Source organism: Lacrimispora sp. 210928-DFI.3.58 (genome assembly GCF_020554865.1).
Taxonomy (GTDB): Bacteria; Bacillota; Clostridia; order Lachnospirales; family Lachnospiraceae; genus Enterocloster.
In genome coordinates this window covers 30,450-56,011 of the sequence record NZ_JAJCIC010000026.1, presented here as the reverse complement: position 1 = coordinate 56,011, position 25,562 = coordinate 30,450, and the positions used below count along the sequence as shown (strand labels likewise).

22 protein-coding genes, 1 other RNA gene and 1 pseudogene are annotated in these 25,562 nt (G+C 50.9%); 20 read left to right on the top strand and 4 right to left on the bottom strand.

All coding sequences use genetic code 11. The features are described from left to right. Positions 1–236 precede the first annotated feature (236 nt). The 14 genes from LIZ87_RS15470 to LIZ87_RS15405 all read left to right on the top strand — a co-directional run bounded on the left by LIZ87_RS15470 (position 237) and on the right by LIZ87_RS15405 (position 14,874). Positions 237–1,349, top strand: coding sequence for a BMP family lipoprotein (locus tag LIZ87_RS15470; protein ID WP_227148277.1), 1,113 nt, complete (start codon positions 237–239; stop codon positions 1,347–1,349). 16 nt (positions 1,350–1,365) lie between these two features. After that, positions 1,366–2,874 (top strand): ABC transporter ATP-binding protein, encoded by a 1,509-nt coding sequence (locus tag LIZ87_RS15465; RefSeq protein WP_227148275.1) that lies wholly within the window; start codon positions 1,366–1,368, stop codon positions 2,872–2,874. After that, on the top strand, positions 2,867–3,898 hold the full coding sequence (locus LIZ87_RS15460) for an ABC transporter permease (protein WP_178316018.1): 1,032 nt from the start codon (positions 2,867–2,869) through the stop codon (positions 3,896–3,898). Before LIZ87_RS15465 ends, LIZ87_RS15460 begins: the two co-directional genes overlap by 8 nt. Positions 3,899–3,901: 3 nt before the next feature. Further along, on the top strand, positions 3,902–4,807 hold the full coding sequence (locus LIZ87_RS15455; protein ID WP_227148273.1) for an ABC transporter permease: 906 nt from the start codon (positions 3,902–3,904) through the stop codon (positions 4,805–4,807). A gap of 62 nt (positions 4,808–4,869) precedes the next feature. After that, on the top strand, positions 4,870–5,628 hold the full coding sequence (locus LIZ87_RS15450) for a GntR family transcriptional regulator (RefSeq protein WP_178314242.1): 759 nt from the start codon (positions 4,870–4,872) through the stop codon (positions 5,626–5,628). Positions 5,629–5,634: 6 nt separating this feature from the next. Continuing rightward, entirely contained in the window at positions 5,635–6,378 is a 744-nt protein-coding gene (deoD, locus tag LIZ87_RS15445) for a purine-nucleoside phosphorylase (RefSeq protein WP_178314240.1), read from the top strand. Continuing rightward, entirely contained in the window at positions 6,375–7,322 is a 948-nt protein-coding gene (locus LIZ87_RS15440) for a nucleoside hydrolase (RefSeq protein ID WP_178314238.1), read from the top strand. The genes deoD and LIZ87_RS15440 overlap by 4 nt, the downstream gene beginning before the upstream one ends. A 116-nt stretch (positions 7,323–7,438) precedes the next feature. Beyond that, the gene (locus LIZ87_RS15435) at positions 7,439–8,605 is read left to right on the top strand and encodes a phosphopentomutase (RefSeq protein WP_227148271.1); all 1,167 of its coding nucleotides are present in this window, start codon (positions 7,439–7,441) and stop codon (positions 8,603–8,605) included. A gap of 118 nt (positions 8,606–8,723) precedes the next feature. Then, positions 8,724–9,383, top strand: coding sequence for a deoxyribose-phosphate aldolase (gene deoC / locus LIZ87_RS15430; protein ID WP_227148269.1), 660 nt, complete (start codon positions 8,724–8,726; stop codon positions 9,381–9,383). Further along, positions 9,384–9,794 (top strand): cytidine deaminase, encoded by a 411-nt coding sequence (gene cdd, locus LIZ87_RS15425; protein WP_227148267.1) that lies wholly within the window; start codon positions 9,384–9,386, stop codon positions 9,792–9,794. Between the two features lie 131 nt (positions 9,795–9,925). After that, complete coding sequence (locus tag LIZ87_RS15420) at positions 9,926–11,278, top strand: pyrimidine-nucleoside phosphorylase (protein WP_227148265.1); 1,353 nt, start codon at positions 9,926–9,928, stop codon at positions 11,276–11,278. Between the two features lie 242 nt (positions 11,279–11,520). After that, positions 11,521–12,201: a DUF3800 domain-containing protein gene (locus LIZ87_RS15415; protein ID WP_178313287.1), complete on the top strand. Its 681-nt coding sequence runs from the start codon at positions 11,521–11,523 to the stop codon at positions 12,199–12,201. Positions 12,202–12,335: 134 nt separating this feature from the next. Then, a non-coding RNA gene (ssrS, locus tag LIZ87_RS15410) (6S RNA) lies at positions 12,336–12,514 on the top strand. Positions 12,515–12,594: 80 nt separating this feature from the next. Next, positions 12,595–14,874 carry a SpoIID/LytB domain-containing protein gene (locus LIZ87_RS15405; RefSeq protein ID WP_227148264.1) on the top strand — a complete coding sequence of 760 codons (2,280 nt, stop codon included), beginning with the start codon at positions 12,595–12,597 and terminating at the stop codon, positions 14,872–14,874. 16 nt (positions 14,875–14,890) lie between these two features. Here LIZ87_RS15405 and LIZ87_RS15400 read toward each other — a convergent pair whose 3' ends face one another. Next, complete coding sequence (locus LIZ87_RS15400) at positions 14,891–15,664, bottom strand: 3D domain-containing protein (protein ID WP_227148263.1); 774 nt, start codon at positions 15,662–15,664, stop codon at positions 14,891–14,893. 271 nt (positions 15,665–15,935) lie between these two features. Then, the gene (locus LIZ87_RS15395) at positions 15,936–16,409 is read right to left on the bottom strand and encodes a 3D domain-containing protein (RefSeq protein ID WP_227148262.1); all 474 of its coding nucleotides are present in this window, start codon (positions 16,407–16,409) and stop codon (positions 15,936–15,938) included. 558 nt (positions 16,410–16,967) lie between these two features. On the opposite strand from LIZ87_RS15395, the gene hrcA reads away from it, so the two are divergent. The 6 genes and pseudogenes from hrcA (at position 16,968) to LIZ87_RS15365 (ending at position 23,673) form a co-directional block, all read left to right on the top strand. Continuing rightward, entirely contained in the window at positions 16,968–18,020 is a 1,053-nt protein-coding gene (gene hrcA / locus LIZ87_RS15390; protein ID WP_227148261.1) for a heat-inducible transcriptional repressor HrcA, read from the top strand. Positions 18,021–18,026: 6 nt separating this feature from the next. Further along, positions 18,027–18,686 carry a nucleotide exchange factor GrpE gene (gene grpE / locus LIZ87_RS15385; protein WP_227148260.1) on the top strand — a complete coding sequence of 220 codons (660 nt, stop codon included), beginning with the start codon at positions 18,027–18,029 and terminating at the stop codon, positions 18,684–18,686. A gap of 67 nt (positions 18,687–18,753) precedes the next feature. Further along, positions 18,754–20,613 carry a molecular chaperone DnaK gene (gene dnaK, locus LIZ87_RS15380; RefSeq protein ID WP_178316691.1) on the top strand — a complete coding sequence of 620 codons (1,860 nt, stop codon included), beginning with the start codon at positions 18,754–18,756 and terminating at the stop codon, positions 20,611–20,613. A gap of 108 nt (positions 20,614–20,721) precedes the next feature. Further along, a complete protein-coding gene (gene dnaJ, locus LIZ87_RS15375; RefSeq protein WP_178316692.1) occupies positions 20,722–21,867 on the top strand; it encodes a molecular chaperone DnaJ in 1,146 nt (381 codons plus the stop codon). 262 nt (positions 21,868–22,129) lie between these two features. Then, a pseudogene (locus LIZ87_RS15370) lies at positions 22,130–22,999 on the top strand (SDR family oxidoreductase). Between the two features lie 5 nt (positions 23,000–23,004). Continuing rightward, a complete protein-coding gene (locus tag LIZ87_RS15365) occupies positions 23,005–23,673 on the top strand; it encodes a hypothetical protein (RefSeq protein WP_227148259.1) in 669 nt (222 codons plus the stop codon). Between the two features lie 2 nt (positions 23,674–23,675). On the opposite strand, the gene tenpIN is transcribed toward LIZ87_RS15365, so the two are convergent. Both tenpIN and LIZ87_RS15355 read right to left on the bottom strand, forming a co-directional pair. Further along, the gene (gene tenpIN, locus LIZ87_RS15360; RefSeq protein WP_227148258.1) at positions 23,676–24,149 is read right to left on the bottom strand and encodes a type III toxin-antitoxin system TenpIN family toxin; all 474 of its coding nucleotides are present in this window, start codon (positions 24,147–24,149) and stop codon (positions 23,676–23,678) included. A gap of 247 nt (positions 24,150–24,396) precedes the next feature. Next, the gene (locus LIZ87_RS15355) at positions 24,397–25,314 is read right to left on the bottom strand and encodes a DNA-3-methyladenine glycosylase family protein (RefSeq protein ID WP_227148256.1); all 918 of its coding nucleotides are present in this window, start codon (positions 25,312–25,314) and stop codon (positions 24,397–24,399) included. Between the last annotated feature and the right edge of the window lie 248 nt (positions 25,315–25,562).

Genomic DNA, 25,562 nt, shown 5'->3' with positions numbered 1-25,562 from the left:
TTTTTGCGGTAATGAACATGCAGCAGAGGGCTTTGGAGCAGCCTGTCAAGAAAAACAGACGAGAACATGGTAAAACTGCACAAAAACAATACGGGAAATTTAGGAATACAAACGAAAATACAAGAGTTTAGATGAAATGAGTTTACAAATTTAGATAATAGTGATACATTTTAAATAACTTGTTAAACAAGTTGAAAAGAAAAGTACAAACAAGTTAAAAACAGGAGGAGAATTTCATGAGAAAGACAATGAAGCGTTGGATGGCAGTGACAGCAGCAGCCGTATTGGCAGGCAGTATGATGGCAGGCTGCGGTTCATCAGGAGGCAGCACCTCAGGCAGCGGGACAAGCGCAGCAGCCCAGGCAGAAGCAGCAGAGGCAGGGGCAGTCGGTGAGGCAGCAGAGGCACCAAAGAATGGGGCGGATGTCCATGTGGGCATTATCTTCACAGAGGCAGGCTTAAGCGGAAACTCCTTTAATGACCTGGCCCTGGACGGTGTAAAGAGGGCAGCAGAGGACTACGGCATCACCTTTGACCAGGTAGAGCCAAAGTCCGTATCCGATGAGGAGATCATCCAGGACGAGATGGCATCCACAGGCGAGTATGACCTGATCATCTGCGTGGGAGCAGAGCAGGTAGACGCTTTGAACAATGTGGCAACAACCTATCCGGAGCAGAAATTCGCTCTGTTAGACGCAGAAGTAGACCTTCCGAATGTGGCATCCTATTCCTGTAAGGAGCAGGAGGGATCCTTCTTAGCAGGAGCGTTGGCAGCCCTGGCAAAGGAGGGACAGATCGATGAGAAGTTAAATGACGGAAACACCATCGGCTTTATCGGCGGCGTGGACAACCCGCTGATCAACCGCTTTGCAGCAGGCTACAAGGCAGGCGCTCAGTATGTGAACCCTGACATGAACGTGCTCATTGACTATGCAGGCGGCTTCAGCGATCCCACCACAGCAAAGACCATCGCAAATACCTTTGCAGAGAAAGGCGCTGACGTGATCTTCCACGCAGCAGGAGCATCCGGTATGGGTATGTTCCAGGCAGCAGAGGAAAAGGGCTTTGTGGCGATCGGCGTGAACTTAAATCAGAACAGCCTTGCACCTGACTACATCATGGCAAGTATGTTAAAGCGCCTTGACTCCAGCGCATACCATGCGATCACAACCATCGTAGAGGGAACCTACGAAGGCGGAAAGCAGGTGTTGGGCTTAGCAGACGGCGGTGTTGACGTGGTAGTAGAGGAGAGCAATATCCAGATTTCTGAGGATATCCTGGCAAAGATCGAGGAGATCAGAGCAGGGATCATTGCAGGCGAGATCGAGGTTCCTCTTGAACTGAACTAAGGAATAGGAGGCAGGTATGGACGCAATCAGAATGACAGGAATTGTCAAATGCTTCGGGCCGGTGCGGGCAAATGACGGAATTAATTTTACGGTGAAGCGCCAGGAGATCCACTGTCTTTTGGGTGAGAACGGAACCGGAAAAAGTACCTTGATGAACATTCTGTTCGGGCTGTATCATCCGGATAGCGGTGAGATCTATATCAACGAGAAAAAGGCGGCTATTTCCAATCCAAATGACGCCTATGCCCTGGGAATCGGAATGGTCCATCAGCATTTTATGCTGGTGAACCAGCTGACAGTCTTAGAAAACATCATCCTGGGAAAAGAATCCGGAGGATTATTCCTAGACAGAAAAAAGAGCCAGGAAAAGGTGGAGGAGCTGGTGGAGCGCTTTGGCTTCAAGATCGACCTCCACGAGAAGGTTGTGAATCTTTCTGTAGGCATGAAGCAGAGAGTGGAAATTTTAAAGACCCTGTACAGGGGAGCCGATATCATCATACTGGATGAGCCCACGGCCGTACTCACGCCTCAGGAGGTGGAGGAGCTGTTCAAGATCCTCCGCCATCTAAAGGAAAGCGGTAAGACCATCATTTTCATCACCCACAAGCTGAATGAGACCATGGCCCTTTCCGACCGGATCACTGTTATACGCAAGGGAAAGGTGGTGTTTGAGAGCAACACCTGCGACACCAATGAGAAGGAGCTGGCAACCCAGATGGTGGGCCGCCAGGTGGAATCCATCATAACAGAAAAGGGACAAAAGACAGGCGAAGTGGTCCTGGAGCTGAAGAATGTGCGCCTTCACGAGCGGGCAGGAGAGACCGTCAGCTTAAAGGTAAGGGCAGGGGAGATCCTGGGCATTGCAGGTGTGGACGGCAACGGACAGCAGGAATTAGAGGAAATGATCATTGGCAACAGAGAGGTCAAGGAGGGCACCATCCTGATGAACAATGCCCCCATAGAGCACATGTCCGTAAAGGACAGAAAGGCCTTAGGAATCGGCTACATCCCCTCTGACCGCCACAAGAATGCCATGGTATCAAGCTTTTCCATTACGGAAAATTTCCTTTTAGGCTATCAGGAGGCGCCGGAATACTGCAGGAACGGCTTCATTGATTACAAGAAGCTGGAGCAGGATGCCAAAAAGCAGGTAGAGGTATTTGAGATCAAAGTAGCGGGAGTGGAGCAGGAGATCGGACAGCTCTCCGGAGGAAACCAGCAGAAGGTGATCCTGGGACGCGAGATCAGCCATGATCCCCGGTTTATGCTGGTGGCCCAGCCTGTCCGAGGACTGGATATCGGCGCCATCGAGCGTGTGCACAAAACGCTCCTGGAGCTGAAAAGACAGGGTAAGGCCATTCTTCTCATATCTGCGGAATTGTCAGAGGTCATGAACTTAAGCGACCGCATTGCCGTTATGTACGAGGGCGAGGTAAGCGCCCAGTTCGTAAACGGCGAGTATACAAAGGAAGAGATCGGACTGTTCATGGCAGGAAAAAAACAGGAGGTGAAGGGAAATGAATAAGATCATGAACAAGAAAACAGCGGAGCTGGCAAAATCACTGGCAGCCATTGTGCTTGCGCTGTTCATCGGGGCATTTTTCATCCTGATAACAGGAGAATCTCCTGTGACAGCCTACGCCTCCCTGTTAAAGGGAGCACTGGGCACGCCCCAGTCCATTGCCAATACCATCAGTAAGAGCATCCCGCTGGCCTTCACCGGCCTGGCTGTGGCCTTAGGCTCCCGCTGCGGCATGTTAAATATCGGAGCAGAGGGACAGCTCCATGTGGGCGCTATGGCATCGGTCATCACTGCCCTTACCCTGTCCTTCCTTCCGGCGCCCATCCTGCTGCTTGTGAGCATTCTGGCAGGAATCCTGGCAGGCATGGTGGTAGGAAGCATTCCGGGACTCTTTAAGGCGAAATTCAGCACCAACGAGGTGATCGTTGCCATTATGTTAAACTATATCTGCACCCTGTTCACCTCCTATCTGGTAAATGGACCCTACAAGACAGAGGGCTCCACTGCCCAGACAGAGCTGATCGCAGAAGGGATCTGGTTTGGCAAGCTCCTTCCCAGAACACAGCTTACATACGCCCTGTTCATCCTCCTTGCGGTGGCAGCAGCCATGTACGTTTTCCTGTGGAAGACCTCCACAGGCTATAAGCTCCGGGCAGTGGGAGCCAACCCATCTGCTGCAGGGACTGCAGGTATCCGGGTGGATTTCTACCTGGTGATGTCCATGACCTTGAGCGGCGGAATTGCAGCCCTGGCAGGCATCACAGAGGTATTTGGAAAATATCACCGCTTCATCGAGGGCTTCTCTCCATCCTTCGGATTTACGGGGATCGCAGTAGCCATCCTGGGCAGGAACCATCCTGCAGGCGTGCTCCTGACCTCGCTGCTTTTCGGGATCATGGACATGGGCTCCCTGCGCATGAGCCGTGAGACCTTGGTATCTGCCAACATGGTAACGGTGATCCAGAGCCTGGTGATCCTGTTCGTAGCTGCACCGGAACTGATCAAATGGGCAAGAAAGAGAGGTTAAGCCATGGAAATGATAAATAACTTTTTAGCTCTTACACTGCAGCTGTCCGTACCCATTGTTTTAGGTGCGCTCTGCGGCACCATTGCAGAGAGGGGCGGCGTGATCCTCTTAGGCGTAGAGGGCATGATGCTGGTAGGCGCATTTGCAGGAGTGGCAGGCTCCTTCTTTACAGGCTCCGCCCTGGTGGGAGTGCTGCTGTCGATCGTGATCGGCGGACTGATCGGCTGGTTCTACGCCCTGTTCTGCCTGAAATGGAAGGCTCACCAGTCTGTGGTCGGCGTTGGCGTCAATCTCTTTGCCAGCGGCATTACGGCAGTTCTCCTAAAGGCCATCTGGGGAAAAGAGGGCATGTCGGAGTCCGTTGCCTCCATTCCAAACTTTACCGTACCTGGTATCTCAAAGATCCCGGTGCTGGGAGCATTTTTTAAAGACCAGTCACCTTACCTCTATGCAATGCTGCTGATCGTGGCAGCTGTGTGGGTGGTCTTCTACAGGACAAAATTCGGCCTGCGCTACAGGGCCATGGGAGACCAGCCCTACGCTGTCCAGACAGCAGGCGTGGATGTAAACCGCTACCGCTACATTGCCATGATCATATCAGGCGCCATTGCCGGCCTGGCAGGCTCCTACCTGTCCGTGTCCCAGAACAACCTGTTCGTCATCGACATGACGGCAGGCCGCGGCTTCATGGGCCTGGCTGCCAATATCTTCGGCGGCTGGCAGCCCTTAGGCTCCCTGGGAGCAGGCATGGTGTTCGCCGTAGCCCAGGCAGCCAGGTTCTACCTGACAGAATTATCCATTCCCTCCCAGATCGTCCAGATGCTGCCATACGTTGTGACCCTTGTGATCCTCCTGTTTGTAGGAAAGAAGGTAAAAGGTCCGGAAGCAGCAGGAAAATTGGTTGATTAGCTCCATTTTAAGTAGTAAAATGAAGAGATAATGGATATTTTGCGAAAGGAGCAGACTAGCCTGTGAAAGAATCTGTAATAAAAGAAAAAAATGTAAAGATACCGCTTTATGTGACCGTATATGAGACACTTACCCAGTGGCTGAAGGAAGGAAAATACAAGCCGGGGGATAAGCTGCCGGGAGAGAATGTTCTTTCCGAGCAGCTCCAGGTCAGCAGGGGCACACTGCGGCAGGCAATGCTGCTTCTTCAGGAGGACGGACTGATCATCAACCATCAGGGAAAGGGCAACATTGTCCTCTCCAACCAGGATGTAAGCAAAAACGGACTGGAAAAAGTTGGAAATCCAATCGTGGATTTCAGTATTGAACCAGTGGACCGGGTGGAGACCACCATCGGCTTCCAGCCGGCCACACAGAAGCATCAGCAGGTGTTAAAGCTTCGGCCCTCCAGCGTAGTGGCCGTCATCGATATCACGTATTACAGCGGCAGCACGCCGGCAGGCTTTGCCATGATATATATGCCTCATGAGATCCTGGATCAGAGCAATGTAAACCTGGAGGACACCAATACCGTGTACCAGTTTTATACAAAGCTTCTCGCTTCCAATGGCATTTACGGCGACAGCAAGCTGCGCATGGGCCAGGCCAGGGAGCGCCTTGCCAATATTTTGGAGATCGAAGAGGGAAGTCCGATCCTGATCCTGGAAGAGGTGCTGTATTCTGAGTACGATACGCCGGTGCTGTCACAGAAGCTGTTCTTCGGACCGGAGCAGCACGAGCTGAGCATTCGCAGGAAGAATGATAGAATGAAATCGGAGTAAATAGATATGAAAACTTTTCACAATGAAGCGGAGCCCGGGCAGATCGGCAAGGTCGTGCTGATGCCTGGGGACCCGCTGCGGGCAAAATATATTGCAGAGAACTATCTGACTGACGTGGTCTGCTATAACCGGGTCAGAGGAATGAACGGCTATACAGGCTATTACAAGGGAAACAAGATTTCCGTTCAGGGAAGCGGAATGGGCATCCCCTCCATGGGCATCTATGCCTATGAGCTTTTCCACAATTATGATGTGGATGCCATTATCCGCATAGGGACGGCAGGAGCCATCCACCGTGATGTGGAGGTGGGGGATCTGATCCTGGCCATGGGCTGCTGCACCAATTCCAACTTTTCTTCCCAGTATCATCTGCCGGGAACCTTTGCACCCATAGCTGATTTTGAACTGCTGGAGACGGCCGTACACTCAGTAAGAAGGAGCGGCACGCCCTTTCGGGTAGGAAATGTCTACAGCTCAGACGTATTTTACGAGGACACCGCAGGAGAAAAGGGCTTATGGGAAAAAATGGGAGTCCTTGTCCAGGAGATGGAGACCTTATCCCTCTACTGCACGGCAGCAAGGGCCGGAAAGAAGGCCTTAAGCATGCTGACAGTGGGAAGCAGCATCCATCATGGAAGAGCCCTGACAAACGAAGAAAGGGAACAGAATCTGGACGCCATGATATGCTGCGCCCTGGAGGTATCCGTAGAGAGAAGCATGACGGCAGAGGAGAGGAGTCTGGCAGGATGAAACTGCTTTTAGACGTAGATACAGGCGTGGATGATTCCATTGCCATACTGTATGCATTATTCAAGCCGGAGATCGAGGTTGTGGGGATATCCACTGTGTGCGGCAATGTGGAGGCCTGGCTGGCTGCCGAGAACACCTTAAAGATACTGGATCTGGCAGATGCACCGGATATCCCGGTGGTGAAGGGAGCCGAAACGCCCCTGAGAAAGAAGTGGGAGGGCCGCGTTTCCTATATCCATGGAGACAATGGCCTGGGAAATGTGGAGCTTCCTGCCAGCAGCCGGAAGCTTCTTGAAAAAGACGTGAGCGATTTCCATATGGAGCTTGCCGGGAAGTACGAGGGGGAGCTGGTGGTCGTCACTCTGGGTCCCATGACAAACATTGCCCGCACACTGGAAAAATATCCTGAATTTGCAGGGAAGGTAAAAAAAGTCGTGTCTATGGGAGGCACGCTGTCCATGAGGGGCAACGTATCTCCTGTGGCAGAGGCCAACTTTGCCGGTGATCCCGATGCCTGTGACCGCGTATTCACCTCCGGCATGGATATCACCATAGTGGGACTTGATGTCACCATGAAGACGCGGTTAACGAAGGAGCATATTGACTGGCTGGCGGAAAACTGCAGGGAGTCCTGCAAAAAGGCAGTCAGCTATATGCAGAAGGCCCTTGTGCATTACAGAAAAGGCAACCAGAGACAGAATTACTGCGTGGATGACAGCCCCCTCCATGATCCGCTGACCATTATGTGCGCCTTAAAGCCCGGCCTTATACAGACAGAGTGCCGGAAAGCCAGGATCGAATGCGGCGGAACCTATTGCCGGGGAATGGTGGTGACGGACCAGAGGGAGCATCCCTTTGAGGCGGAATACATCAGGTTTGCAGTGGATGTCCATCCCCACAGGGCCATAAGAGAACTCTTGTCGGCCTTCTGGGAAGAAGTGTGAAGTGAGAAAAGTTTCGGTTGACCCTTCCATGGATTGTATTATAATAAATACATGGGTTTGGCTGTAAAGGAGTGACAGCTGGACCAGGATCAATATTTGACAGGAGGTAGGACAGAGTGAAGCGGGTTTTTCTATTTGTATTAGACAGCTTCGGCATCGGTGAAATGCCGGATGCCGCAGATTTTAAAGATGAGGGGAGCAATACCCTGGGCTCCTGCGCAAAAAGCCCATATTTTTCTATGCCCAACATGGGAAAGCTGGGATTATTCAATATCGACGGCGTGGACTGCAGGCCGTCGGAATCAGAGACCACCGGTGCAGTCGGCAGGATGACGGAGGTGTCAAAGGGAAAGGACACTACCATCGGCCACTGGGAGATCGCAGGCGTGGTATCGCCAAAGCCCATGCCCACCTTCCCGGAGGGCTTCCCGAAGGAGCTGCTGGACGCATTTGAGAAGGAAACAGGCCGGGGCGTTCTCTGCAACAAGCCCTATTCCGGCACGGATGTGATCCGTGACTACGGAAAGGAGCACATGGAGACAGGAAAGCTGATCGTCTATACCTCAGCGGACAGCGTGTTCCAGGTGGCTGCCCATGAAGCCATTGTGCCCATTGAGGAGCAGTACCGTATCTGTGAGATCGCCAGAAGGCTCTGCACCGGTCCCTATGCCGTGGGAAGAGTCATTGCCAGGCCCTTTGAGGGAGAGTATCCCTTTAAGCGCACCGTGAGGCGCCATGACTTCTCCCTGACGCCGCCCAGAGATACCATGCTGGATATCCTGAAGAAGGCGGGCAAGGACGTGCTGGCCGTGGGCAAGATCAACGACATCTTTGCAGGCTCCGGCGTGACAGAATTTGTCCGCACTACCGGGAACGCAGACGGCATTGACAAGACCTTAGAGTACATGAAGCGTGATTTTAACGGCTTATGCTTCACTAACCTGGTGGACTATGACATGCTCTACGGCCACAGAAATGATGTGGACGGCTATGCAAAGGCCCTGACCTACTTTGACGAGCGCCTGCCTGAGCTTCTGGCATCCATGGGCCCTGAGGACATCCTGATGATCACCGCAGACCACGGCTGTGATCCGGCCACGCCCTCCACGGACCATTCCAGGGAGTACACTCCCATGGTGATGGCAGGAGAGCCCGTGAAAAAGGGCGCCAACATCGGCACCAGATCCTCCTTTGCAGACATTGCGGCGACGATTTTGGAATACCTGGAGGTATCAGGGGTGACAGATGGAAGCAGCTTTTTGGGAGAAACGGTAAAAGAATAAGACAGGCCTGGGAGCCCCATGGCACAGCAAAAGGAAGCTGTGCCGGCGGCTGCCGGGCTTGCTGTGTTTAAAAACAGAAATATCCGCATAGGAACCATGACAGAGAGGAGCAGAGACAATGGATAGGAGAGAGATTTACCGGAGAGTAGACCACACCCTGCTGGCCCAGGGCGCTACTTGGGAGGAGATAAAAACAGTCTGCGATGACGCGGCTGCCTATGGAACGGCCAGCGTCTGCATTCCGCCATCCTATGTAAAGCGCGCAAAGGAATACCTGGGAGACAAGATGGCTGTGTGTACGGTCATCGGCTTTCCGAACGGCTACAATACCACTGCCGTAAAGGTATTTGAGACAGAGGATGCCATCGCCCAGGGAGCGGATGAGATCGATATGGTGATCAACATCGGCGACCTGAAGGATAAGGCATATGACAAGATCGAGGAGGAGATCCGCCGGATAAAGCATGCCTGCGGCAGCCATATTCTGAAGGTTATCATCGAGACCTGCCTTCTCATCGAGGAGGAGAAGATCAGAATGTGTGAGATTGTCACAAAGGCAGGAGCGGATTTCATCAAGACCTCCACAGGCTTTGGCGGGGCAGGAGCTACCTTTGAGGATATCCGCCTGTTCTCCGGGCACATCGGAGAGGGCGTGCGCATGAAGGCCGCAGGAGGCATCAAGTCCTTTGAAGATGCAGAGGAATTCATCCGTCTGGGGGCCGAGCGCCTGGGAACCAGCCGTATCGTGAAGCTTGCAAAGGAAGAGGAGGGAAGGTAGATGGACAAAAGGGAGCTGATACAGAAAGCCATAGACGCTCTGCCAGCCTCCTATGCCCCCTATTCCCATTTTCATGTGGCAGCCGCCCTCCTCTGCGGGGACGGCTCTGTCTATATCGGGAACAACATTGAAAATGCCTCCTATTCCGCCACCGTGTGCGCGGAGCGGTGTGCATTTTTCAAAGCGGTAAGTGAGGGGAAGAGGAGATTTCAGGCGATCGCCATATGCGGAGGCCAAAATGGCGTGATAACGGATTACTGCCCGCCCTGCGGCGTCTGCCGGCAGGTAATGCGGGAGTTTTGTGCTCCAAAGGAGTTTCAGATCTATCTGGCAAAGAGCAGGGAGGATTATGCGGAGTATACCCTGGAGCAGCTGCTGCCCATGAGCTTTGGACCGGAGAAGCTTTCCTGATATCAGGCGGCGGTGTCAGAGGAAGCCCGCCCAATTTCCGGTGATGCTGCCGGAGGAAGCCCATCCCGGCGCCGCAGACTGCCCAGCCGCCACAGCTTCATGAAAAGACAGCGAAGAAAGGAGACCGTATTATGAGGATGTACGATCTGATTGAATCGAAAAAACGGGGAAATGCCCTTTCCAAAGAGGAAATCGCCTATATGGTGCAGGGGTTTGTAAAAGGAGAGATTCCTGATTATCAGATGTCCGCTATGCTGATGGCAATCTATTTCCAGGGCATGGAGGACAGGGAGATCACAGATCTGACTTTGGAAATGGCTCATTCCGGGGATATGGCAGATTTATCTCCCATAGAGGGGATCAAGGTGGACAAACACAGCACTGGAGGAGTGGGAGATAAGACTACCCTTGTGGTTGGCCCTATAGTGGCTTCCTTGGGAGTAAAGGTGGCCAAAATGAGCGGCCGTGGTCTGGGTCACACAGGAGGGACGGTAGATAAGCTGGAAAGCATCCCAGGCTTCCGCACAGCCATCCCCATGGAAGAATTTTTCCATATTGTCAATGAGACAGGGATAGCTGTTATTGGGCAGTCCGGCAATATGGTGCCCGCCGACAAAAAACTGTATGCTCTCCGGGATGTGACAGCCACTGTGGACAGCATCCCCCTGATTGCCTCCTCCATTATGAGCAAAAAGCTGGCTGCTGGGAGCGATGCCATTGTCCTGGATGTAAAGACAGGAAGCGGCGCATTTATGAAGGATCTGGACTCCTCCATCCGGCTGGCAGAGAAGATGGTATCCATTGGAACAATGGCGGGCCGCAAGTGCTGTGCCCTGATCACCAATATGGATATCCCTCTGGGCCATGAGATCGGAAATTCCCTGGAAATGCAGGAAGCCATTGCCACCTTAAGGGGAGAAGGGCCAGAGGATCTTGCCGGGATTTCTATAGAGCTGGCCGCCAACATGCTTTACATGGCAGGAAAGGGCGGGATGGAAGAATGCCGCCGGATGGCCCGCCAGTCCATCCTCGATGGAAGCGCTTTAAGAACTCTGGCAGCCATGGTAAAGAGCCAGGGCGGAGATGAGGCGTACATTTTCGAGCCCAAACGCTTCCGCAGGGCAGAGTACACCCTGGAGGTAAAAGCAGAAAAAGACGGCTATATCACCCACATGGATACCGAAGCCATCGGCATCGCCTCCGTCCTTTTAGGAGCTGGACGCAGCCGCAAGGAGGATGAGATCGACTGCAGCGCCGGAATTACCCTGAGGAAAAAATATGGGGATCCGGTAAAAACCGGAGACGTCCTGGCAGAACTTCATGCCGGAAAAGAAGCACTTTTAACAGGAGCCCGGGACAAGTTCCTGTCCGCCTGCCTCCTTGGCCAGACTCCCCCAAAGCCGGAGCCGCTGGTATACGCAAGAGTGACGGCGGAAGGTGTGGAGAAAATGAATACGGGTATCATATTGGGCAGGAAGTGTTAAGATATATTGGAGCTTTTATTTGACACTGCAGTATTTTTTTAGTATAATTTACATATGATAAATTAGTGGAGTCCACTGATTGGGCTGGTCGAAAGATCCTGGTCCACCGAGCGGCGGGGAATTTCCCCGCCATTTTTCTTCCGATGGACAGCGCACCAAAGCTAAGCTGACTTGACTCTGGTGGCTGCCGCATATCGTATCTTCAGAAGTCTGTTGTTCTGTTTTCATCAGGGATTGATGTCATGTCAGAAAAAATTCTCAGCGTTTTTATAGATGAGTCAGGTGACTTTGGCCCATACGAAGTCCATGCTCCGTATTACCTTGTCGCGATGGTATTACATGATCAGACAGTAGATATTTCAGCTAATATAGCTGGATTTGAAACTCATCTGCGTAACTTAGGATATGCGCAGCATGCTGTCCATACCAGGCCTCTTATCCGGCGAGAGTCCGTTTATGCCAATGACCTTATGGAAAACCGCAAGCAGTTGTTCAATGCCCTTTTTCATTTCTCACGAAAATTGGATATCCGCTACACCTGTGTTAAAATTAAGAAAAATGAATGTCCGGATGTTATTGCAATGACTGCAAAGCTGTCAAAGGGGATTGCAAATGTCCTGCGTGTCAATGAAGCTTTTTGGAATAGTTTTGACCGTGTGATCGTTTATTACGACAATGGTCAGATTGAATTGACTAAAATACTGATCTCTGTATTCAGTACCCTTTATGCTCATGTGGAGTTCCGAAAAGTAAGACCTGTTGATTATAAACTTTTCCAAGTAGCAGATTTCATATGTACCCTGGAGTTGCTCTCGGAAAAAGCGGATAGTGGGACATTTTCAGCTTCGGAAATGGAATTCTTCGAGAATATCCGCTGCTTTAAGAAGAACTACCTTAAGCATATATCGAAAAAACATTTATAAATCTGCTTTTCGTAGTTATCCAGATAAAGGAAAAAGAAACTCACTGCTAATAGCCAGTAATTCACAGAAAAATGAGCTTGAAAATCATGCATCGATAGGTTATAATAACACCATAATAAATGAAACGGACTTGTAATTTCCTGGGGTGTTCGTAATTCTTACCAATTTTGAACCTACATTAGACACAAGGGATTCCAATATTTTTAGACGGATGTCAGGCCTCCTGTTCGAGTGGAAGGCAGAAGTCTAAGTGAGGTTGCCCACCTAGCATTGCTAGGCGTCAATAAGTAAGAGACGGCATTCTGGGGTTTACAGATGATAAAAGCAGCGGTAAAACCGCTGCTTTTCCTTCATTTAAGGTAACTATTCAAGGGAAAAACCAGGAGAAAAAGCATGAAAAGTAAAATGATCGCATGGGTAACAGGCGTCATCACAGTGATCGTTATCCTGATAATCGTGATAGTGACCATGGAGCCCAAAGGAGAAGGCATTCCCAGGGCCCAGGCCTATAAGGCAATGGCACTGGCGCTTACCTCAAAGGAGGACTGCTTACGCCTCGAAAAGGAGCGCCAGGCCTCCCATTTTTCCGGCAGGGAAAAGAACAACTGGTTTGTAAAATATATGGATTACCTATACGATGAGGGCTATTTAGACGAGTCCCTGACGCCGCCTGCTCTCACTTCCGCCCAGGAAGACCTTACATACGGGGAAGCTGCCTTTCTGGCAGCCAGGATCTCCGCAAAGCTGAAATCCGAAGTGGGCTCCACAAAGTACAACCGGGAGGATCCCTTCCCGGAGCAAGAGTGGTGGCACCTCTATTCCCTGATCCTGGAAAAAACAGATGAGGAGGGCGCTGTAAAGGAAGTGGATGCCGTACTCTACGGCACGCCCTCCAATCTCCCCCAGGCAGAGAGCTGGACGGCCTACACCACCCAGGGCAACTACGGCTTTCAGGGACTTGCACTGGACGCCTATCTGGACTGCGAGATCCGTTTCCTGGAAAGGGACAGGGAGATGATCGCCATGAGAGAGCTGGTGAGCCGTGATGTGGTGTATGAAAATGTATGGCTGTCCCGGGCAGACGGCAAAACCATACAGGTTTACCTGGGCACCGCCTGCAGGGAATTTCCGGCAGCAGAGCACATGGGAGAAGAGGCAGACCTGTCACAGAACCTGGCTGACCTTACCATGGAAAACGGCCGCTTAAAAAAGATCACAGTCAAGCGGGAGCGCATAAGCGGAAAGGTGCTCGCTGTCACAGATCATGCCATCGAGATCGATGGCTACGGCGAGATCCCCATCTCAAAAAATTTCCACGTATATAAGATATACGGGGATTTCCGGATACTGGAAGCAAAGGACATCCTGGTGGGCTATGACCTCCAGGAATTTGTGGCGGCTGAGGGAGAGCTGTGCGCGGCCCTTCTGGAGCGGGAGTTTGACGCAAAGACCATCCGGGTGCTTTTGATGGACACTGGATTTACCAGCATTTTCCATCCCTGTGCAGATATTACCCTGCTTGCTGACGCCTGCCTGGAGTATGAAAATGGGAAAGGCAGCACAGAGGAAGAGTTCCTTGCCGCAGGAACTGTCCTTCACATCACTCCGGAGGATAAGCGCCTGTCAAATGGAAGGCTGGTGATCACCCCTGAGGGAGCAGACGGCATTGCCATTGATTCCATTGAACGCAGCCAGGGGCGGCCGGTATACGGCGGCAGCCTGGAGCTCAAGGCCTGCGCAGAGGGCCTGGTGCTGGTAAATGACCTTTATCTGGAGGACTACCTGACAAAGGTAGTTCCCAGCGAGATGCCTGCCTCCTACGAGATGGAGGCTTTGAAGGCCCAGGCCGTATGCGCCAGGACCTACGGTTACCGGCAGATACAGGGCAACAGCTACAGCCAGTATGGCGCCCATGTGGACGACAGCACCAATTTCCAGGTATATAACAATACCAATACGGATGAGAAGACTGCCAGGGCCGTAAAGGAGACCTACGGGAAAATGCTCTTTTACGGGGATTCTCCCATTGAAGCCTTCTATTATTCCACCTCCTGCGGCTATTCCTCAGACGGCAGCGTCTGGGGCAGCGAGGGGGCAAAGCTTCCTTATCTGAAGGCAAAGGAGATAAAGGCAGGAGGCAGGGACCTGGGCTATGAGGCCAGTGAGTCCTTTGATTCCTATATAAGAGGCAGCGACGCTGCTGCCTACGATTCCGGCTTTGCCATGTTCCGCTGGGAGACAGATATCCGGGCGGATGAGCTGTCAGGACGTATCAGCGGTGCAGGAAGTATCACGGATATGAGAGTGGTATCCAGAGGGGCAGGGGGAATTGCAGATGACATTGAGATCACGGGAACAGAAGGAACTGTCCATATAAAGGGGCAGAGCGCCATCCGTTCCTCTCTGGGAAGCCGTGATCTGAAGATCAGGAAAAAGGACGGATCAGTCATGGAAGGAAGCGCCACACTGCCCAGCGCCTTCCTGTCTGTTGAAAAGCTGGAGACAAAGGACGGTGCCATCTGCTTCCACCTCTACGGCGGCGGCTTCGGACACGGCGTGGGCATGAGCCAGAACGGCGCTCAGGGCATGGCAAAGGATGGCAAAGACTACCAGTCCATCCTGAAATTTTTCTACGAGGGGACAGAACTGCGGGAAGTATCAGAAACCGAATAGAGAGAGCGCTTTCCCGTTATGACATCACCAGATAAACCTCTGCATTCTGTGTTCCATGCATCCTGGTCTCCGCATGCGTATCAAAGAAAATATCAATGTGGTTTCCGCGGACAGCGCCTCCGCGGTCCTCTGCTGTGTAGACAACACCGTTGATCATGACCTTTGAACCATAAGGAATGATCCTGGGGTCAACGGCAATGGTGTGGCCTGCTTTGGCAATCGCGCCCGTACATGTATGGCGTCCCCAGCCCTCCGAGCAGCCCTTGCAGGGGCAGTAGCCTGTGGTCTTAAATACTCCCAGGGGCACAAGCCCTGTGCCGGACTCCTGAGACTTATCAGACTGAGTACCATCTGCATTCTGCGTGCCCTGTGAGTCCTGGGCGCTCTGTGCACTGTCAGAGCCATTGCTGTAGGTCATGGGATTGATAAATTCCTCATCACCCACAAAGCCCTCCACGAGATAAGATCCTGCAGGATAGGCTGTCCAATCCATGGAAAGGGTGAAGCCATGGCAGCCATTGCCCTTATTCTTGTTATAAAGAGATTGCCGGTACTCGCCTGCAGACACCTGCTGGCTGAACACCTCCTCGCCTGTCTCCTTATTTGTAATGGAAATACGCACGGTGAGTGCATCATTGGGAGCGCTGCTGTTGTAAGCCCAGCCGCAGACAGCCGTGCTGTTTACGGACTCAAACCTCCCTGTCGGGATCGCCGCCAGTGAGGTAAGGGCAGTGGCAGCCAGAATGCCCATGGTAAAAACCAATCCGGTCAATACATGTCTGAATTTCATAAGTTGTTTCCTCCTATTGCTCCGTTCATAATCAACATAAAAATTTAATATCTTAACAAATAATATGTAACAATTTTGTAATATATGAGCAATAAGCAAGGTTTTAACACATTTTTTATACCTTGTCAAGGAAAAAAATGGAAATCCGCGGTTTTGGGGACCTTTGTATGTCTAAAAATGCAAAAAGTTCCTAAAAAGGCCGTAAAAAAGCCGGACCACATAGATCCGGCTCATCAGACTGCAAAAGCAGTTTCTTCTATAATTAATACCATTATTCCTCTACTAAAAATACCTCTGCCTTATAAGTGCCCTTTTCCAGAGCCTCCTCATGGGTTGCATAATAAATATCCACAAGATTTCCATCCACCGAAGAACCCTTGTCCTCCACGGTATACACAATGCCATCGATCTTCAGCTTTGTGCCGATGGGATACAGCTCCAGATCAGCGGAGAGCGTATGGTTAGGAGTGGGAACAGTACCTGAGTATGTAAGGTTGTGGCCGCCGGAGCATTTGGTACAGCCGCAGTAGCCGGTAATGGTAAAGGTTCCCAGGGATATCCCGGAGGGATCCGTCTCTGCCTCTTTGCCGGGAGCAGCACCCGGACCTGCGTTGACATATCCGTCTGCCTCTGCTGCAATCTCACTCGTTCCCACAGCTCCTTTCGCAAAGGCCGGGAAGGAAGCCGTAAAGCAGGAAAAAAACAGAACCGCGGCAACTGCCGCCTTAGTCTTTGATCTACGCATATCATTACCTCACAATCTTATCTTCATTATATTACAAAATTGTTAATTGTCAAGCAAAAAAGATGAATGAACTGTTACAAAATGATAAAAAGTGGAGAAATGAAGCCGGATTTTTGGGACATTTCGGCAAAAAGTGGGTAAAAAATCGAATATATAGTATGTAATAAGTGGGAGGATCACATGATATGGAACAAGAACGAAAATGTAACAGTCGGCTGCCGGGAGGGCGTCTGGCGCTCCGGTTTCGGACATAAGAAGCACTAAGCCACCTGATTTTTCCGAAAAGCCAGAGCAGCATCAAAGCAACTCGCTGCGCTCAAACAAGCATTGATGCTGCTCTGAACGGAAAAACCAGCTGACCAAGTGCTTCTAATGTCCTGCAAAGTCGCTCCAGCCGCCCTCCCGGCAGCCGACGGAACTGCTACACGAAAATAAAAGGAATAAAAGAAATTTGAAGATATCTCTTGACAAATAACGGAATAAGGAATATATTATGGAATGTAGATATTAGCACTCCAAAGAGTTGAGTGCTAATAAAATCAATAAGGAGGTGGACGGATGTCTTTGGATGAGCGGCTGGATGATCGGAAGATTACCATATTAAAAGCAATCATCAAAACATATCTGGAAACAGGAGAGCCGGTAGGTTCCAGGACGATTTCAAAGTATTCGGAGTTAAAACTCAGTTCGGCCACTATCCGCAATGAGATGTCAGATCTGGAGGAGATGGGATATATCATACAGCCCCATACCTCTGCAGGGCGGATTCCTTCCGATAAGGGCTACCGTTTTTATGTAGACCAGATCATGGAGGAGAAGGAAAACGAGGTCACAGAGTTCAAGGAAATGATGGTCCAGAAGGTCGACAAGCTGGAGCTTGTCCTGAAGAAAATGGCCCAGGTCCTTGCATCCAATACCAACTACGCTGCCATGATCAGCGGCCCCAGCTACCACAAGACAAAGCTGAAATTCATCCAGCTTTCGAAAATGGAGGCAGGAAAGCTTCTGGTAGTGGTGGTGACAGAAGGCAACATCGTCAAGAACACCATGATCGACATTGCCGACGAGCTGGGAGACGAGGAACTGCTGAATCTGAACATTTTATTGAACAGCAGCCTCAACGGTCTCACCATTGAGGAGATCAACTTAGGCATTATCAGCAAGCTGAAGGGCGAGGCAGGCATCCACAGCCAGGTGGTGGAGCTGGTTTTAAATGAGGTGGCTGAGGCCATCCGGGCAGGAGAAGAGGACCTGCAGATATATACCAGCGGAGCTACCAACATTTTCAAGTATCCTGAGCTGTCAGAGGGCGGCAAAGCCAGCCAGCTCATAGGAGCATTGGAACAAAAGGAAATGCTCCAGGAATTTGTGTCAGAAATAACCCCAGACGCCGATGGGGAGTCAGGCATCCAGGTATATATCGGCGATGAGACACCAGTTCAGTCCATGAAGGACTGCAGCGTAGTGACAGCGAATTACGATCTGGGCGGAGGCCTGCGGGGAACCGTAGGTATCATAGGGCCTAAGCGTATGGATTACGAGAAGGTTCTGGATACCTTAAGGAATCTCATGAACCAGCTGGATGTAGCATTTAAAAAAGACGAAAGGTGATAAGCTGTGAGTGAAGATATAAGAGAAGAGCAGGTACAAGAAGAACAGGCAGCCCCGGAGGAGGAGGCAAAAAAAGCCTCCGAGGCAGAGGAAGAAGAGGCCGGGGCCGAGAAAGCCGTAAAGGAAGAGGCATCCCAGGAGCCGGAGGAAGCTGCAAAGGAAGAAGCAGCAGAGGAGGCAGCCGGTGAGGCAGCTGCGGAGAAAAAGGGCTTCTTCAAGAAAAAGAAGGATCCCAGGGATGAGAAGATCGAGGAGCTTACGGACAGGGTAAAACGCCAGATGGCAGAGTTTGAGAACTTCCGCAAGCGCACCGAGAAAGAAAAGTCCACCATGTATGAGATGGGAGCAAGAGATATCATTGAAAAAATGCTTCCGGTCCTTGACAATCTGGAGCGCGGAATTGCCGCCATACCGGAGGAGTACAAGGGCACAGCTCTTGCCGAGGGCATGGATAAGATCTGCAGGCAGTTCCAGAAAACCCTGGAGGACGCAGGCGTAAAAAATATCGAAGCCGTAGGCAAAGAGTTCGATCCCAATTTCCACAATGCGGTCATGCATGTGGATGACGAAAGCCTGGGAGAGAATGTAGTGGCCGAGGAGCTCCAGAAGGGCTACATGTACAGAGACAGCGTTGTAAGGCACAGCATGGTAAAGGTTGCAAATTGACATAGGGCAATTGGCATTTCACATATAGAAATTCACACATTTTCAAATAAATCAGGAGGAATTCATTATGAGCAAGATCATTGGTATTGACTTAGGTACAACAAATAGCTGCGTTGCCGTTATGGAAGGCGGAAAGCCAACCGTTATCGCCAATGCAGAGGGTGTGAGGACCACACCATCCATCGTAGCATTCACAAAGACAGGAGAGAGGCTGATCGGTGAGCCTGCAAAGCGTCAGGCAGTAACCAATGCAGATAAGACCATCTCCTCCATCAAGCGTCACATGGGCACCGACTACAAGGTAGACATTGACGGCAAGAAGTACACACCACAGGAGATCTCCGCTATGATCCTTCAGAAGCTGAAGGCAGACGCAGAGAGCTACTTAGGCGAGTCCGTGACAGAGGCCGTTATCACGGTTCCTGCATACTTCAATGACGCACAGCGTCAGGCAACAAAGGACGCAGGCAAGATCGCAGGCCTGGATGTAAAGCGTATCATCAACGAGCCCACAGCCGCTGCCCTGGCATACGGCCTTGACAATGAAAAAGAGCAGAAGATCATGGTATACGACTTAGGCGGCGGTACCTTCGATGTGTCCATCATTGAGATCGGCGACGGCGTTATCGAGGTTCTTTCCACCAACGGCGATACACATCTGGGCGGCGATGATTTCGACAATGCGATCACGAACTGGATGATCTCCGAGTTTAAGAAGGCAGAGGGCGTAGACCTGTCCAACGACAAGATGGCTCTCCAGAGATTAAAAGAGGCAGCTGAGAAGGCAAAGAAGGAGCTGTCCACAGCTACCACCACCAACATCAACCTGCCCTTCATCACAGCAACTGCAGAGGGACCAAAGCATCTTGACATGAACCTGACAAGAGCAAAGTTCGACGAGCTGACCCATGACCTGATCGAGCGCACCGCTATCCCGGTACAGAACGCATTAAGAGATGCAGGCATCACTGCTTCTGAGCTTGGCAAGGTACTGTTAGTAGGCGGTTCCACACGTATGATCTCCGCACAGGAGAAGGTAAAGCAGCTGACCGGCAAGGAGCCCAGCAAGTCCCTTAACCCGGATGAGTGCGTAGCCATCGGCGCAGCGATCCAGGGCGGTAAGCTGGCAGGCGATGCAGGCGCAGGAGATATCCTCCTTCTGGACGTTACCCCGCTGTCCCTGTCCATCGAGACCATGGGCGGCGTGGCAACCAGACTGATCGAGCGCAACACCACCATTCCGACAAAGAAGAGCCAGATCTTCTCCACTGCTGCTGACAACCAGACAGCTGTTGATATCCATGTAGTACAGGGTGAGCGCCAGTTTGCAAGAGACAACAAGACCTTAGGCCAGTTCCGTCTGGATGGGATCCCGCCAGCAAGAAGAGGTATCCCGCAGATCGAGGTTACCTTTGATATCGATGCCAACGGTATTGTAAATGTATCCGCAAAGGATCTGGGTACAGGCAAGGAGCAGCACATCACCATCACATCCGGCTCCAACATGTCTGATTCCGATATCGAGAAGGCTGTAAAGGAAGCAGCTGAATACGAGGCGCAGGATAAGAAGCGCAAGGAAGCCATTGATGCAAGAAATGACGCAGACTCCATGGTATTCCAGACAGAGAAGGCCCTGGAGGAGGTTGGCGACAAGATCGCTGCGAGTGACAAGGCAGAGGTGGAAGCTGACTTAAATGCCTTAAAGGAAGCCATCAACCGCGCTCCGGTAGATGAGATGACAGATGCACAGGTCGAGGACATCAAGGCCGGCAAAGAGAAGCTGATGAACAGTGCTCAGAAGCTGTTTGCAAAGGTATATGAGCAGGCACAGGCAGCAGGCGCAGGCCAGGCAGGCCCTGACATGGGCGCTGCAGCAGGTGCAGGCCCGGCTGATGATGTGGTAGACGCTGATTTCAAGGAAGTTTAATGTAAGATAACTGCATTGGGGATTAGGAGCCGGGTATCCGGCACCTAACCCCTTTATGACTGATAAAGAGCGGCTTTTCGGCGTTCAGAAGATTAAGAGGTAAACAACATGGCAGAGAGTAAGAGAGATTACTATGAAGTTCTGGGTGTTCCAAAGGACGCAGACGATGATGCGCTGAAAAAAGCATACCGGAAGCTTGCCAAAAAATACCATCCCGATGCCAACCCAGGCGACAAGGAGGCAGAGGCAAAGTTCAAGGAGGCATCTGAGGCCTACAGCGTTTTGAGCGATCCCCAGAAGCGTCAGCAGTATGACCAGTTCGGCCATGCTGCCTTTGAACAGGGCGCTGGCGGTGCCGGTGGCTACGGCGGTTTTGGCGGTTTCGACTTTGGCGGAGATATGGGAGATATCTTTGGAGACATTTTCGGGGATATTTTCGGAGGAGGCAGATCCTCCAGGTCAAGGAGCGGTCCTGCGCGTGGCGCGAATCTGAGGACATCTGTGCGGATCACCTTTGAGGAAGCCGTATTTGGCTGCGAGAAGGAGATCGAGATCAATTTTAAGGAAACCTGCTCAAGCTGTCACGGCACAGGCGCAAAGCCGGGAACAACCCCGCAGACCTGTACAAAGTGTAACGGCAAAGGAAAGATCATGTATACACAGCAGTCCTTCTTCGGTCAGGTACAGAATGTCCAGACCTGCCCGGACTGCTCCGGTACAGGTAAGGTCATCAAGGAAAAATGTCCGGACTGCTACGGCACAGGCTACAAGACCGTGCGCAAGAAATTCAAAGTCAGCATCCCTGCAGGCATTGACAACGGCCAGAGCATCCGCATGGCCGGAGGCGGCGAGCCGGGAAGTAATGGCGGCGAGAGGGGGGATCTGCTGGTTGAGGCAGTTGTCTCCCAGCACCCGATCTTCAAGCGTCAGGACACCAGCATTTATTCCACCGTACCGATCTCCTTTGCAAGGGCAGCACTGGGCGGAACCATCCGCATCAAGACAGTGGACGGCGAGGTGGAGTACGAGGTCCGTCCGGGAACCCAGACAGATACCAAAGTGCGCTTAAAAGGCAAGGGCGTTCCCTCCCTCCGCAACAGAAATGTCAGAGGCGACCATTACGTCACACTGGTGGTACAGGTACCGGAGCGCATGACTCAGGCACAGAAGGATGCCCTGCGCCGGTTTGACGATGCGATGAACGGGATCACCTCCGAGGAGGAGAAGCCTAAGAAAAAAGGGCTTTTTAAGTAAACCAGAATAAAAAACAGGTATAGATAAGGGGGCTGTAAAGAGCTGTCACAGGCTTTTTCGGCCTCTTTATTACATTTTGATGTAGATACCTTTTCAAAATTATTAAATATTCGTGGAAGAAAATCTTAAGAAAATTGTAAAAAAAAGAGGACATACAGGGGATATAATGTTACCATGCTGTCCGCTGGGCGCATGGAGATTTGTAACTACTCAGCCTACAGCTGTGTAGTTACGGAGATTTTGAAAGGTATTATGTATTAACATGGCAAAACGTATATTAATAACAGGCGCGGGAGGCTTCTTAGGCTCCCGGCTTTTTGAATATTTTAAAGATAGAGAAGGGGTGGAAGCCATAGGCGTCACCCACAGGGAGTTAGATATTGTAGATTCCCTGGCAGTATCCGCATTTATAAAAGCGATCTAACCAAATGTAGTGCTGCATTGTGCAGCGATCTCCAACACAGGACACTGTGAGGAGAACCCCAAGCTTTCCGATGCAGTCAATGTCCGCGGCACAGCCAATGTGGCCAAGGCCTGCCGGGAAAACGGAAGCCGAATGGTATTCATGAGCTCCGACCAGATCTACACAGGAGCAGACAGCCTGGAGCCTAACAGAGAGGGAGAGGAGCACCGTCCCCAAAATGTATATGGAAAGGACAAAAAGCGGGCAGAAAATGCCATGCTCACCTGCATGAAAGACGGCATTGCCCTGAGGCTTAGCTGGATGTACGACTATCCCACTGAAAACCGGGTGGGAAGCTCCAATCTGCTTGCCAATATTTTAAAGGCAGCAAAAGAGGGGGCCAGCCTGTCCTTTCCTGTCAACGACTACCGCGGCATTACCTATGTATGGGAAGTGGTAAAAAACATGGAAAAGGCCATGGAGCTTCCCGGAGGCATCTACAATTTCGGCAGCGAAAACCGGATGAACGCCTATGATACGGCTGTTATGTTTGCCGGGGCGGCGGCCGGAAACGGAGGCCTGATCAAGAAAGACATGGAACGCTTTGCCGCCAGCCCCAGGAATCTGGCGATGAATACAGAGAAGATCAGGGGGCAGGGAATTTTATTTTCGGATACGGCAGAAGGCCTGAAGCTCTGTCTGGAAGAATATGGAAAAATTGGGAACTAGAGACAATGCAAGTTGGAACGGAGGTATGGGCGATGGCGGAGAGCGGCAATAAGAGACAGAAAGATGTGAATCAAGGGCATACAAAGAAACAGTACTCCGACACAGCAAAGTCCGGGGCGGGCGTCTCCAAGCAGGGCCTCCGCATTCTGGGCATGACGCTCATCTGCTTTGCCCTTATGTTAGGAGTAGCCGCAGTGAACAAATCCCGGTCTCCGGAGTACCTGATCCAGGAATACACCATAGACGACAGTCTTCCCAGACACGTCAAATTCGAGACCATGCCGGCAGACCTGCCCCAGCAGGCCGTAGGCTTTTTCTTCAAATACCAGGGCATGGCCCAATATGAGCTCTGCGAAAGCATCGTAGCGGGGAAACAGTCCGCCTCCATGAACTTTCCCCAGCAGGCTGCAGACTTCTCAGAGGGCCGCTACATCAAAGAATACATCGTCCACAGCTTTGAAACCCTTCCCGGCTCCGGCTGCGACGACCTTGCCAAACAGCTCAAATTCAAAGAGTACCGCATCGTCCGCGTCACCTTCAGCCAGAAATGGTCTGAAGAAGCCTTAAAAGGTGCTCCCCAGTGGGGAGACGGCGAGTATACAAGAAACTTTGCAGTGGGGAAGGAGAGAGGACTGCGGGGGAAGTGGAAGATATTTGAGGTTGGGATGATGTGAAATTAAATTCCCATAAGATTATGAAAATAAGGTAACGTAGAATACTGATATTTTCGGGAGAATGCCCTCGGATGAAGAGGCATTGTACCATTAACATGGCTGATATATGTATTCACATAGTTGTTTACTTCCTTAATGATGGATGGAAGGTTTTTCATCATTTCAGTGTATTCATCCTGGTCGACAATTGCAGGGGCGTTTGAGTCAAAGTAATCAATATCTTTGATGATTGCGATTTTTGAATAGTCCAGGCCGGATCTTGTTTTTAAGGAGCGAGTGGTGCCAGTAAACATGAATGCATTTTTATGTCCAATGGCTGAACGAAAGGGAACACAAATAAAATAATCATCATGAGAATCAATTAATAAACAAGTATAAGGACGCCCATGTTTATGCATCAGTTCAGGATATGTGGCAGGAGGATAATCCTGGATAAATTTCCAAGATAGAAGAGATAATTTTAAGTAATATTCCATTTTAGTACCTCACAATGTAAAAAGGGCGAGGTCAACTAGTTAGAGTCAACCTCGCCTGAATTTTCTTCGCTCGGTCAATTTTTATTTTACCGATGTGTCAGAACCGTCACACATCATCTTCGCTCGGTCAATTTTTATTTTATCGACGAGTCAGAACCGTCACTCGTCATCATTTAGCGAAGGAGAGAAGAAAGCTCTTCTTTCACTTATATTATATGCGAAAAGAGTCTTTCTATCAAGCCTGATCTTATCCCAATTTGCCATTTCTCAATCTCTCATAATAAAAAATATACTGCTGCATGATCCCGGCATATCCGCCATACTGCCCAAAGGAATCCTTGATGATCTTATCAAAAAGGAGGGCTTTGGGGGTACGGCGGTATTTTTTTGCCTGGTAATAATGCTCCATGAGTATCTTCTCTATCCAGGTGTCCACAGGAAAAGCGTCAATATGATGAAGACCAAAGAGGCAGACGCAGTTAGCCACCTTTTTGCCGATGCCGTAGAAGCCTGTGAGATACTCCATGGCATCCTTATAATCCATCCTTTTTAACTTCTCCAGATCCAGCCTGCCATTTACCGCGTCCTGGCAGACACGGTGGATATACTTTGCGCGGTAGCCGAGCTTCAGGGCGAGAAGGTCATCTAAGCCGGCCTGGGATAGCTGCTCTGGAGTGGGAAAGGCATAATAGGCAGCAGCTGCGTTGGCAGATGCAGACGTTCCCTCAGCCGTTATGGGACTTCCATAAGCGCGGCTTAAGGCCTCCACCAATTCCCTGATTTTCGGGATCGTTTTTTGCTGGGAAATAAGAAAGGTAATGATCATTTCCCAGGGATCCTGGCGGAGGATACGGATCCCTTGTCCGGCCTCAGCGGCAGCAAAAAGGTAGGTATCTTTCGGATCAATAGAACCTATGACATTTTCATAATCCAGATCCCAGTCAAAATAAGCCAGCCAATCGTCCAAATCCTCTTTGGGACATTGAAAGGAGACATGGAATCCGTTCTGGAAAACAGAAAGAAGGCGCCCGCCGCTTATGATACGGTAGCCGGAATCCGCATGTTCAGGCAGCTTGTCACAGGGGATCGGACTCATGCGGAAGCATTGGCCTGACTGGGCGATCTGCTGCAGGTTAAAACAGGAGATTTCATATGTATGTGTCATGGAAAACCACCTTTCTTATCTTCACCTCTTGAAAAATAAAGCAAATGCTGTCATAATGATGATAAAAATATATCAGGGAGGTGCCTGGATATTTATTCAGTATAAATGATGTCAGGCAGGATGTCTATATGCCAAATCTTGAGTTTCCGCGTTTTGCACCGCGCCTGCCGGGAGGACGGCTGGTGCGGTGCAAAACGCGGAAACTCAAAAACAAATGCTGCAAGGATATGGTGCAGAAGGGGACGGGC